Genomic DNA, 12,135 nt, shown 5'->3' on the forward strand with positions numbered 1-12,135 from the left:
ATGTATGTTTTTAGTAGGAATGTTATACGAAAAATTATGAATCGTATAGAAAGATAGAAATATAACGGGTACCGCTGTATGACAGGCACCCGTTATTTGGATTATAACGTTGAAAACTCTTCAACAAGTTTCTTAAAACGTTCTAACGCGCTTTCAATTGGCTTTGGTGTTGTTAAATCGACACCCGTTTTTTGTAAAAGCTGAAGCGGATAATCGGAACTTCCACTTTTTAAAAATGCAATATAGTTTTGCTGGGCAAGAGGGTCGCCGCTTAATAATTGCTCGGCAATTTGGATGGCAGAAGCAAATCCTGTTGCATATTTATAAACATAAAATGAACGATAAAAATGTGGGATTCTCGCCCAACCATATTTTACTTCTTCATCAAATACAACGGCTTCTCCGTTATATTCTCTAAATAATGTTTCGTATACTTCGTTAAAACTTTGGGCATTAAGTGGTTTGCCTTCTTGTGCCATTTCATGTGTAATTTTCTCGAATTCTGCAAACATAACTTGTGTAAAGAAAGTGCCTTTAAACTTTTCGATAAAGTGATTGATTAAATGGTTACGCACATCTATATCTTTCGCTTCTTTTAATAAATGATGAATAAGTAATACTTCATTTACGGTTGAGGCAACTTCTGCAACAAAAATGGAGTAATGGGCAGAAATTCTCGGTTGGAAACCATGGGAATAATAAGTGTGCATGCCATGTCCACATTCATGCGTCAATGTAAAGAGACTATTTAAATCATCGTTATGATTTAAGAGAATAAAAGGGTGAATATCGTATAAACCGAAATTATAAGCACCAGAACGTTTACCAGGTAGTTCTCTCACATCAATATAGCGTTTATCTTTAAAACTTCGAAGTATTTGAAGGTATTCTTCGCCGAGTGGAGATAGTGCTGTAAGCATGATTTCAAATGCTTCTTCATAAGAGATATCTTGTTTCACACCTTTCACTAAATCTACATTTAAATCGTATTGTCGTAATTCATCTAGTTGTAATTTTTCTTTTCGTAAATTGTTATATGTATGAAGCGATGCTATATTTTGTTTCGTTGTCTCAATTAAAGTATCATATACTTCCTTTGGAACATTATCGCCGAATAAAGACTTTTCTAAGGCAGAAGGATAATTTCTAATTTTTGAAATGGTAACATTATTCTTTATTGCCGCTGATAAAGTGGAAGCAATAGAGTTTTTCAGTTGTAGATAAGGTTGATAGTACGCTTTATATGCTTCTTTTCTTTTATCCCGATTTTCATCTTTTATTAATTTCGCATACATGCCGCGTGTTAAAGGTACTTTTTTTCCATCATTTGCTGTAACAGTTCCAAATACAATATCTGCATTGTTAAGCATACCGTATGTATGCTGAGGGGAAGAAAGAGCTTCACCCATTTGGGACAAGATTTCTTCTTTATCTTTATTTAACACATGTTTTTTATAACGATATAATTCTAATAAGTCTTCTTTATAATATTGTAGCCCCTCGTTTTCTTCTATGTAAGAATGTAACGTTTTCTCTTCTATACTAAGTAAAAATGGAGAGAAAAAGGAGCTTGCTGCACTGATTTTTACTTGCAATTGCGATGCTTTGTCTAGAAGAGACTGTGCCTTTGTATCACGTGTGTCAAGGTCTGACTGAAGGCGTGCATATGCATAAATAAGACTGAATAAACGAGATATTTCTTCGCGTTTCGTTAAGTAGGCAAGGAGACTATGGCTATCATGAATATTCCCGTTGAATGTCTGTAAGTCGTCTACGAATGTTTCCACCTTTTGATAGTCATTTTGCCAGTCTTGAATTGTTTGATAAATATCCGTTAAATCCCATTTTTCTTGATCGGGTACGTCTAATCTACTTTTGAATGTTGTCATAATCATGTCCTTTCTAATGATATAGTTTATCTACTCTCTATATAACTATGAAATACAACAAATTGCAAAAAATACCTGCTATATATAAAAAGTCTTGTCAGAAGCAACAAAACCTTTTAAAGATAAATTATAATCGGATGCCAAATATTGAATACAGTAGGCTTGAATATTGTTGCTTTGTTATCTTTTCTTTTCTCTTTTCGCCTTGTTTCGTTACAGTTAAGCTATCTTTTGTTAAAGAAACATGCCCGTCAGAAGTTAGTTTTGCGATAAGAGGTACTTTATTAAAAGGAGAGTCTTTATGTTCGATAATTGTTTTTTGTGCTTCATTTACAATGTTCTCATCTACTTTTTCTATATAAAATGCATACCCTAAAGACCACTCTTGAGAGGAAGCAGCATCTAGCAATTCATTATTTATTCCCATTTCTAAAACATAGTTTCCTTTTGCAGTCGTTTCTTTTCGGATACGATAGTCGCCTGTAACAGAATGGACGATTTCACCAGAGAGAGGAACAGGTGCAAGCGGAAGGTATGAGCCAAAACCGACTTCAATTAAATAAGATTGATTGTTGTGCTTTAGAACAGTTGCTATATGTCCAGAATCGACAGCCCAAGTAGCCGATGCAGCATTATAAACGGTCCCAGATACGAGATGAACATCAAATCCGCAATCTTTAAGGAAATAATACATCATTGGACCCAGTTCATAGCAGAGGCCACCTCGGTTATTTACTAAAATTTTTTCTTGGAGATGTTCTTTTGATATTTCTTTCACTTTACCTTGAATAATATCCAAATTCTCAAATGGAACTGTTTGCGCCATCGCGTAAAGGATTTCATTTAAATCTTCAAATGAAATCGATTCTTTTTCCTTTATATGCAATCTAGAGAAGAATTGTTTTTGGAGATCTGTCATGGGAATCACTCCTTATTTTTATTATATACTCATTGTACTGAAAGTAAGGAAAGAAAGCATCTGTCATGCATGGAGTGAAGTATACTTACGATGAAAGCATGACAAAATGACACCTTTACATGGATTGGAACATATAGTATGATAATTGCAATAAATTAGATTTTAATGAGTGGAAATAAATGAATGAGAGGTGCTTTTTGTGAGTGTGGTAGGTTCTAAATAGGAACAATTGAATGAAATAAAGCTGGTAATAACAAGGGGAATTTTCTATTAAGTATACCCCTTAGTTTGCCGTGGATTTATTTCGAAACCCTATGAAGATACCTACTATACTTTATAAAGCGTGTAATGATGATGGGATTGCCATATTTTTTATGGTTTCTTTCATTATATTTTACACATGCCTTGTAAATGTAACGAAAGCTGCGGTATCTCCGCAGCTTTTTTGCGTCTATTTGAATAAACCAAAATATATGACCAGCTCATTAAAATGTAATGAGTAGGTATCTTCATTTATGATGTGAATCAATCATAGTGAGGAGAAATGAAAGTGAATCAAATGACTTTTGAAAAGTTACAGTATAACGAGTTGAAGGACATTGTTAAATCTTATTGTGTGAGTGGGTTAGGAAAGCGATTATTGGATCAATTAGAGCCAAGTACGAATATAAAAGTAGTACGAAATCGATTGAATGAAACGACGGAAGCGCGAGCGATATTAGATGCAGAAGGGCATGTACCTTTTTTAGGTATTTCTAATATTGATAACATCATGCAAAAACTAGAAAAAGGAATGATTCTAGAGCCAAGCGAGTTCGTGAGTGTTGCAGATTTTTTGCGGGGCTGTCGCAAGATTAAAAAGTTTATGTTAGATAAGGAATTTTTTGCGCCAATGCTCGCAGCGTATGCAAATTCTATGTCCGAATTTAAAAGCATAGAGGAAGAAATACAATTTTGTATAAAAGGAAACCGTGTTGATTCTGCTGCAAGTAAAGAATTAAAACGAATTCGAAATCAAATAGATTCGGTAGAAGAAAAAATAAAAGAACGATTAAATAAATTTTTAAACAGTAGTGCAAATAAGAAGTATATACAAGAGTTCTTTATTAGTAAAAAGGACGACCGATATACGATTCCGGTGAAAGCGTCTTATAAAAATCAAGTTGCAGGAACAATTGTTGCAGTTTCTTCTAAAGGTTCTACTGTTTTTATAGAACCAAATACTGTTACAAAATTAAACGTGGAACTGGCAAGCTTACAAGCAGAAGAAGCGATGGAAGAATATCAAATATTAGCAACTCTCTCAGGAATGATATTAGAAAACATATATCAAATCAAAATAAATATAGAGCTAATGAGTCAATATGATTTAGTATTTGCCAAAGCAAAATTTAGTAAGCAAATTGGCGGAATAGAACCAAAGTTAAATGATTACGGCTATATAAAGTTCGTTCATTGTAAGCATCCGCTTTTATCAGGAGAAGTGATACCGCTAAATTTTGAAATTGGTCAAAAGTATCGAAGCTTAATTATTACAGGACCAAATGCTGGTGGGAAAACGATTGTTCTGAAAACAATCGGATTGTTAACATTAGCGGCAATGTCGGGGTTTCATATTGCAGGAGGGCGAGAAACGGAGATTGCTGTTTTTGAACATATCTTTGTAGATATCGGTGATAATCAAAGTATCGAAAATGCGCTTAGTACCTTTTCATCTCATATGAAAAATCTTTCTGAAATCATGCGGAGAGCAACGAATCATACACTGTTATTATTCGATGAAATAGGAAGTGGAACAGAGCCGAATGAAGGGGCAGCTCTTGCGATTTCTATTTTAGAAGAGTTTTATCATATGGGCTGTATCACTGTTGCGACGACGCATTATGGCGAGATTAAGCGATTCTCAGAAATGCATAGTGACTTTATGAATGCAGCGATGCAATTTCATAGTGAAACATTGGAACCGATGTATCAATTATTAATTGGAAAATCGGGAGAAAGTAACGCGCTTTGGATTTCTCGAAAAATGAATGTACGAGAACATGTATTGCAAAGAGCAAAAGGTTATATGGAAAACAAAGAATACCGTTTAGAAAAGCTACATGAAGGAAAAGTAAGAAAACCTAAAATTGTAAAGCAAGCGGTAGAAGAGGCATATGCATATAAAAAAGGGGATCGCGTGAGATTATTAGATGATGATGACTTTGGAATTATATACCGAGAGAAAGATAAATTCTCCAATGTTGTCGTATTTTCCAAAGACCGGTTTATAGAAGTAAATAGTAAACGGATCGCTTTAGAGGTAGAAGCGAAGGAGTTATATCCAGAAGGTTACGATTTAGATACGTTGTTTGTAGATTATAAAGAACGAAAAATGCAGCATGATATAGAGCGTGGATCAAAAAAAGCATTGCGTAACATTCAAAAAGAGATGAGAAAGAATAAAGGTTGAGAGGCTATAATATGGGTTATTGTTTCCGATGAATGGAATGGTTTCATAAAATGATTGAAAGAATAGATCAATGTATAGGATTCAGAAGAGAATATGTAAGGAAACGTTATATTCTCGGTAGTAAAAAAAGGTGGCATCCTTTGTTAAGGAATGCCACCTAAATATTTTGTAAATCAGCGCTAGTCATTTATATTTATAAATTTCTTATACGAGAGGACCATGATTTATTTGAGTGAGTGGTTCATTGATCTTGAAAATTTTTCTATTTACATCAACGATTCCAAAGCCAGCTAACCTTTTCGTATGCATATCTAAATATTGTTTAGCTGTTTCTTTTGTTTCGAACATATAAATTCCACCCGCTTCATTTGTTTCCGGATTTTCTGTCCAAATTTTCCATATGAATCCTTTTTCTTCATTGATACTTTTTGCTAAATCAGAAAAAGCCTCTGCCATTTCATTTCCGAATGGTCCTTGCATTTTGAAATCAACTTGTAATATATATGCCATTGTAATTCTCCTTTGTAATTGTATCATGTATGAAACATTCGTATAGTTGCTGTTTTACAATTCTCATTTTATAAAACATGCTTCTCCTAGTATTTCTTTTTCAAGTAAATGAGGAAGAGCAGATTGTTGTTTTGGGCGAAGCGCCTTTACATTTAGAACTTGTTTGAGTCCGTTCGCATAATGTATTAAAGAAAGAGCGCCAACAAGCTTTACACCTCTATTTTCTTCATTCAACATAATAACAGTAGGGACCCCTCTTACACGTAATTTTGTAACGAAATCAAAATCCTTTTCTAACAATGCTTTCGCATATCACAATCAATGATTAACATGTCATAAGGGTGTTGTTCTATCCAACGTTGCTCCCGAGGGATTTCCATTTATCAGAAGATTGGAAACCTCTGAATGTTTCCTCATCCTAAGTTAGAACGGATATTTCTTTACGAATTCATTTCCATACCACCAGATACAGGAAGATAAGTTCCTGTAATAAAGGAGCTTTGATCACTTGCAAGGAATAAGGCAGTACGAGCAATATCCTCGGGATTTGCAATTCTTCCTAATGGAGTAAACATCGCTACTTTTTCCTTTTCTTCTACAGGAGTATATTTTGTAGCATCTGTTTCAACCATACCAGGTGATATTGTATTTGCTGTAATATGATATGGGCCTAGCTCTTGAGATAGGTACTTTACAAAGGAATTAAGCGCTCCTTTTGCTGTTCCGTGTGCAATAAAGCCAGGCATAGGTTGGTTACTTAAACCACTTGAAATATAGACCAACTTTCCATATTTTTGTTTTTTCATAATAGGCAATACTGCTTTTGTGGAAATGAAAGCAGCTTTTACTTCTTCTTCAATTTTAGGGAGAAATTCATCCCATTCCATATCAGAGAAGGGCTTTATAGTAAACCCAATTGCTGCATTACTTACTAAAATATCAACTTTTTTAAAATGTGAAATCGTTTGATCTACAAGAGAATTCATTTGTTCTTGATTTCTAACATCAGCTTGAATAGCGATTGCTTCTCCGCCTTTTTTATGGATCGATTCGATGACCTCTTTTGCTGCTTCTATATGATTCATATAGTTTACAACTACTTTTGCCCCATATTGAGCAAATAATTTTGCTGTTGCAGCTCCAATTCCTCGGCTTGCTCCTGTTATAATTGCTACTTTCCCATTTAGCATAAATAATTTCCTCCTTAGTATATCTTTTGAAATGAAAGTAATGGATATGACTAACTTATGAAATATAAATAAAGTGAAACTTTAATCAGTGGGGGGCTTCATCCTCCGCTGATTATGAGTCATCATCAATCGGGCTGTTACGTATCTTCCTTGCTTTTCTCTGAATCTTGAGGTGGGAGTCTTACTGCCTTAAAATAGCGGGATAAAAATATATGCTACAGCATATATAAAATAATAATTTGATCCGTATAAATAAGTTGTCCTTTATACGGATCAATTAGGAATAATGTGTATCATATAACTTATTTAATAATAATTTTAGCTGTTGCGTCTCTTCTGTGCTTAAATTACTCGTAACGAACTGATGAGCTTCTTTTACAACAGGTAGGACAGACTTTTTAATCGCTTCACCTTTTTCTGTTAAAAATAGGTAATGAGAACGCCTGTCTTGATTATGAAAAGTTTTTTTGACCATTCCTTTTTTCTCCATTGAATGGATCATTCTTACGACAGTCGTTTGATTCTTATCGATGGCTTCTGCCAGCTCTTTTTGAGTTGTTCCTTTTTGGCTAGAAAGAACACTCATAATGCTCCATTGTTCGGGTGTAACTCCATAAGGTTTTAACCTTTGTGTAAAATAATTTGTCATTTTGACATCTGTACGATGAATAAGATATCCAATTAAATCATGTAAGACCATATGTCACCTCTATAATAAATATATAGCATCTGAATCCAGTAAATTTTTAAATACTAAAAATATATGCTATAGCATGTATTGTGTGATAAATGCTTTTCCTTGTCAAATCATTCGTTGTATAAACGAAGTAAAAGTAGAGATAATTGTCTACTTGGGTAAAATTGACAAAAATATACATATGATTTGCAGGAAAAAGATGGGGGGTAGCGGAATTTTACAATAATATGAATAGAATAAGGAGTCGTTACAAATGAATTTAGAAAAAACGAAGCCGGTAAATGAAGAGGTTGCAGAGTTAAAAGAATTGATGAAAGAATTGCATGGTAGTGTGCATCAATTGCAAAGTGAAGTTCAACAGCTTAGACATGAAAGACCAGTGGTTGAAGTGAAAAAAGGGGTTCAATTATCGCCAGTAATTGTTGGGCAAATTGGAGGAATTGTTTTAGGAGCACTTGCGATTATTGGGATATTCTTTCGTTAAAAAAGATTGCAGCTTCACGCTGCAATCTTTTTACATTAAATAACGTACATATATATAAACATGTGATAATAACAATGCAATGATTGTTAACGGTAATCCGATTTTTAAGAAATCAAGGTATGAGAAACCATGTCCTTCACGGTTCGCAATACCTGCTACGACCACGTTTGCAGACGCTCCGATTAAAGTTCCGTTTCCGCCTAGGCAAGCGCCGAGTGATAGTGCCCACCAAAGTACTTCGATTTGCGGTGAATCAACAGATAAGCCAAGTCCTGCTGCTAAGTCTTGAATAAGCGGGATCATTGTTGCGACAAATGGAATGTTATCAATGGTTGCGGATGCAGCTCCTGATACCCACAAAATAAGCATAGCTGCAAAACCAATATCACCATTTGTTACATCAATTACGTCTTTAGCAAGAGATGAAATGAGCCCAATATCGATTAATCCACCAACAAGAACAAATAGTCCGGCGAAGAAGAAAATGGTTACCCATTCAACATGGGCGAATATATCTTCTAATTCGTGCTGCTTCACGCCAATTAGCATAAGGAGCGTCGCGCCAGTCATTGCGATCACCGCTGCATCCACATGAATAATAGAGTGAAGAATAAAGCCGAGAATCGTTAAACCTAATATAGAAAGAGATTTGACGAGTAAGCCTTGGTCACGAATATAGTCTTTTTCATTTAAAGCCATAAGTTTTGCAATTTGTTCAGGTGTTGTTTTCAATTTTTTCCTATACATAAAGTAAATAATACTTAACGTAACGGCAGAAATAATAAGAACAATAGGTGCTAAATTAAGTAAGAAAGCATTAAAATCTAGATGCTTATTTGCCGATCCAATCATAATATTTGGTGGATCGCCAATTAACGTCGCTGTACCGCCAATATTTGAAAATAATACTTCAGAAATGAAGTAAGGAACAGGTTGTACTTTTAACATGCGTGTAATGGATAACGTAACAGGGACGATTAATAAAACGGTTGTAACGTTATCTAAAAATGCGGAACCGACGGCAGTTAATAGGGATAAAAATAATAAAATGCGAATGGGCTTTCCGCCTGCTGCTTTTGCTGCTTTAATCGCCACATACTCAAATACGCCTGATTGACTTGTAATATGGACAAGAATCATCATGCCGATGAGAAGGGTAATTGTTTCCCATTGAATATGAGAGGTAAAAGCAGTATGTAAGTCTACAATACTAAAAATAATCATAATAGCAGCACCGAACAGTGCAATAACAGCACGGTTCAATTTTTCAGAAATAATAAATCCGTATGTAATTAAAAATACGGCAATTGCAAAATAATATTGCAGGTTTGTTACTTCATGTGCTGAATGTTCCAATATGTCACCTTCTTTAAAATATGTATTCAATTGTCGAATTTATCCCTCCGCATAAAATATATTGTAGCAAATTCAAAAAAGGAAAGAAAACGTTTTGCAATTGTAAGCGGAAACAAAATTTCACATACTATAAATTTGTAAAATAGAGTGCAAATTATTAGGAAAAGTGAGCATTCTCCTCTAATATAGAGATAGCAATTTACATTATTTTTGCGTAAAATGTTTTAAAGAGGTGAAATCCGATGGAAATAGTAAAAGATAAAGCAGTTGTTCAACATGAAATTGAACGTTTTGTAAATAAAGATGTATATATTCATTTAGAAACAACAAATGGAGCATACGCTTCCCATTTTAATGAAAAGATGATGACAGTTGGGGCATTCATTCGTAATGCTATCATTCGTTTTGAACGTGGTAAAATTGTGGGAACGAATCCGTATCGAGTTGGTCTGAAAATGGATCACGGCTGGGTATATGCTGAAGGTATTACACATTGGGAAGTGGACGAGCAAGGTCGTTTGTTACTTTCAGGTCATGATAATAAGGGGCGTCTAGCTGTAGCCCTTGAATTAAGCTTAACACCATTTAAATAAGAAGGAGGGAAAAATATGGAGAAACATGTATTAGTTGTATTTCCACATCCCGATGATGAATCTTTTGCAGCAGGAGGAACAATTAGTTTATTAACAAGACAAGGGGTACCTGTAACATATGCGTGCGGAACGCTTGGTCAAATGGGAAGGAATATGGGGAAAGATGTATTTGCAAACCGTGAGACAATCTCAAGTATTCGCGAAAAAGAATTAAAAGATGCATGTGAAGCAATGGGCATTACTGATTTAAGATTGCTCGGATTTCATGATAAAACATTAGAATTTGAAGATGTAGATTTTGTAGCTGATAAAATTGAAGCTGTCATTCGTGATGTACAGCCATCAAGAATTATTACATTCTATCCAGAACATGGTGTTCATCCAGACCATGACGCATTCGGGCGTGCTACAGTTCGTGCTGTATCTCGCATGCCAAAAGAAACGCGTCCAGTGATACATGCTGTTGCGATTACGAAAAATCGTGAAGAAGTATTAGGAGAGCCAGATGTCGTAAATAATATTAGTGAAGTCTTTGATCAAAAACTAGCAGCTTTGCGTGCGCATCGTTCGCAAACAGAAGCAATGCTAGAAGAAACAGAAGTGAAAATTCAAAATAAAGATGCTGCAACATTAAAATGGTTGCAAATTGAAGAATTTTGGATTTATAAATGGGAATAGACAAGAAGATCGTTTCTTCTCATATTTTTTACGTATGAAAGAGATACCGCATAATGGTGAGGCCACTGAAAAAGTCCTCATAAAAAAAGGTGAAAACTTCTTCGATGAAATCAAAGAAGTTTTCACCTTTTTCATGTATAATGATTGTACTAATTCTAGGTGGTGTCTCGGATGAATCATTCAGTGTTCCTGTTGTATGATCATCTTGTTCTGGTCATAAAATATCGCAGAAAAGTGATTGATGATACCATATCTGACTATGCAAAAGATATGTTTGTTCGATTGGGCGAAAGTTACAATATTTCCTTAGTCGAATGGAATCACGATATTGACCATGTGCATATTTTGTTCAAAGCACATCCGAATACTGAAATGTCAAAGTTCATCAATGCCTATAAAAGCGCAAGTTCACGACTGATCAAAAAGCATTTTCCATAGGTGAAAAAGGAACTGTGGAAAGAGTATTTTTGGTCAAGGAGTTTTTATTTGCTTACAACAGGTGGTGCTCCCATTGAAGTGATAAAAATATATATAGAAAATCAAGGTATAAAGTGAGGTGATTCGATATGGCAAACAAAGCATATAAGTTCCGTCTGTATCCAACGCAAGAACAAGCGCAACTCCTTACCAAAACCTTTGGTTGTGTTCGTTTTGTCTACAACAAAATGTTAGCTGAACGAAAGGAAACATATGAACAATTCAAGGGTGACAAAGAAGCGCTAAAGAAACAAAAGTTTCCTACTCCTGCTAAGTACAAGGAGGAGTTTGCATGGCTCAAAGAAGTAGATAGTCTCGCATTGGCGAACGCCCAACTGAATTTGCAGAAGGCATATGAAAACTTCTTCTTTGGTCGTGCTGAATTTCCGAATTTCAAAAACCGTAAGGCCAGACAATCCTACACAACCAATGTGGTAAATGGAAACATTATGCTTTTGGATGGCTATATCAAATTGCCGAAACTGAAACTTGTAAAAATGAAGCAACATCGGGAAATTCCGTCGTTTCATATTATCAAGTCTTGTACAGTTTTTCGAACAAAAACAGGAAAATACTATGTTTCGATTCTCACTGAATACGAACATCACCCTGTACAAAAAGAAGTGTAAGCTATTGTAGGAAGAAGAATTATAGTTGAAACGATTCGAGGAAGCGTTAACGGAACGTTAAGAAGTGTTAAACCAGATCATATTACATTAGAAGAAAAAGAAATACCTATATTTGTTCGCATGCAACAAATTGTATGGTTTACCCCTGAAAAATAAGAATATTCACGAAGAAAGATAAGAACCTACTATTTTTGTTAGTAGGTTCTTTATGTACAAAAATTTACAATATATGTTATGTTAATATTTGTGAAGAGAAATAGT

General features: G+C 34.7%; 11 protein-coding genes and 3 pseudogenes. 7 read left to right on the forward strand and 7 right to left on the reverse strand.

What is annotated here, in order from left to right; all coding sequences use genetic code 11:
- Nucleotides 1-101: 101 nt before the first annotated feature.
- Together pepF and MR063_RS12150 are read right to left on the reverse strand one after the other, a co-directional pair.
- The gene (gene pepF, locus MR063_RS12145) at nucleotides 102-1,889 is read right to left on the reverse strand and encodes an oligoendopeptidase F (RefSeq protein ID WP_242198021.1); all 1,788 of its coding nucleotides are present in this window, start codon (nucleotides 1,887-1,889) and stop codon (nucleotides 102-104) included.
- Nucleotides 1,890-2,016: 127 nt separating this feature from the next.
- Entirely contained in the window at nucleotides 2,017-2,808 is a 792-nt protein-coding gene (locus MR063_RS12150) for an arylamine N-acetyltransferase family protein (RefSeq protein WP_242198023.1), read from the reverse strand.
- A gap of 550 nt (nucleotides 2,809-3,358) precedes the next feature.
- On the opposite strand from MR063_RS12150, the gene MR063_RS12155 reads away from it, so the two are divergent.
- Nucleotides 3,359-5,260, forward strand: a complete 1,902-nt coding sequence (locus tag MR063_RS12155) for an endonuclease MutS2 (RefSeq protein ID WP_242198026.1) — start codon at nucleotides 3,359-3,361, stop codon at nucleotides 5,258-5,260.
- A gap of 204 nt (nucleotides 5,261-5,464) precedes the next feature.
- Here MR063_RS12155 and MR063_RS12160 read toward each other — a convergent pair whose 3' ends face one another.
- From MR063_RS12160 to MR063_RS12175, 4 genes are all read right to left on the reverse strand, one after another.
- The gene (locus tag MR063_RS12160) at nucleotides 5,465-5,770 is read right to left on the reverse strand and encodes a monooxygenase (RefSeq protein ID WP_242198028.1); all 306 of its coding nucleotides are present in this window, start codon (nucleotides 5,768-5,770) and stop codon (nucleotides 5,465-5,467) included.
- A 63-nt stretch (nucleotides 5,771-5,833) separates the two neighbouring features.
- Complete coding sequence (locus tag MR063_RS12165; protein WP_242198030.1) at nucleotides 5,834-6,070, reverse strand: thioredoxin family protein; 237 nt, start codon at nucleotides 6,068-6,070, stop codon at nucleotides 5,834-5,836.
- Between the two features lie 140 nt (nucleotides 6,071-6,210).
- Nucleotides 6,211-6,960, reverse strand: a complete 750-nt coding sequence (locus tag MR063_RS12170; protein WP_242198032.1) for an SDR family NAD(P)-dependent oxidoreductase — start codon at nucleotides 6,958-6,960, stop codon at nucleotides 6,211-6,213.
- A 277-nt stretch (nucleotides 6,961-7,237) separates the two neighbouring features.
- Nucleotides 7,238-7,660, reverse strand: coding sequence for a MarR family winged helix-turn-helix transcriptional regulator (locus MR063_RS12175; protein WP_242198035.1), 423 nt, complete (start codon nucleotides 7,658-7,660; stop codon nucleotides 7,238-7,240).
- Nucleotides 7,661-7,910: 250 nt separating this feature from the next.
- Between MR063_RS12175 and MR063_RS12180 the strand changes: the two genes are divergently transcribed.
- Complete coding sequence (locus MR063_RS12180; RefSeq protein ID WP_242143344.1) at nucleotides 7,911-8,141, forward strand: hypothetical protein; 231 nt, start codon at nucleotides 7,911-7,913, stop codon at nucleotides 8,139-8,141.
- A gap of 30 nt (nucleotides 8,142-8,171) precedes the next feature.
- Here MR063_RS12180 and MR063_RS12185 read toward each other — a convergent pair whose 3' ends face one another.
- Nucleotides 8,172-9,497 carry an ArsB/NhaD family transporter gene (locus MR063_RS12185; protein ID WP_242198037.1) on the reverse strand — a complete coding sequence of 442 codons (1,326 nt, stop codon included), beginning with the start codon at nucleotides 9,495-9,497 and terminating at the stop codon, nucleotides 8,172-8,174.
- Nucleotides 9,498-9,739: 242 nt separating this feature from the next.
- On the opposite strand from MR063_RS12185, the gene MR063_RS12190 reads away from it, so the two are divergent.
- The 5 genes and pseudogenes from MR063_RS12190 to MR063_RS12210 form a co-directional block, all read left to right on the forward strand.
- A complete protein-coding gene (locus MR063_RS12190) occupies nucleotides 9,740-10,090 on the forward strand; it encodes a YojF family protein (RefSeq protein ID WP_242198039.1) in 351 nt (116 codons plus the stop codon).
- 15 nt (nucleotides 10,091-10,105) lie between these two features.
- The gene (bshB2, locus tag MR063_RS12195; RefSeq protein WP_242198041.1) at nucleotides 10,106-10,768 is read left to right on the forward strand and encodes a bacillithiol biosynthesis deacetylase BshB2; all 663 of its coding nucleotides are present in this window, start codon (nucleotides 10,106-10,108) and stop codon (nucleotides 10,766-10,768) included.
- A gap of 171 nt (nucleotides 10,769-10,939) precedes the next feature.
- Nucleotides 10,940-11,323: pseudogene (gene tnpA / locus MR063_RS12200) on the forward strand (IS200/IS605 family transposase).
- Between the two features lie 11 nt (nucleotides 11,324-11,334).
- Nucleotides 11,335-11,871 (forward strand): annotated as a pseudogene (locus MR063_RS12205) (RNA-guided endonuclease TnpB family protein); the annotation flags it as partial.
- Nucleotides 11,872-11,874: 3 nt separating this feature from the next.
- Nucleotides 11,875-12,030 (forward strand): annotated as a pseudogene (locus MR063_RS12210) (DUF2642 domain-containing protein); the annotation flags it as partial.
- Between the last annotated feature and the right edge of the window lie 105 nt (nucleotides 12,031-12,135).

The sequence above is a fragment of the Bacillus cereus group sp. BfR-BA-01492 genome (assembly GCF_022662815.1).
In the GTDB taxonomy this organism is placed as follows: domain Bacteria; phylum Bacillota; class Bacilli; order Bacillales; family Bacillaceae_G; genus Bacillus_A; species Bacillus_A cereus_BD.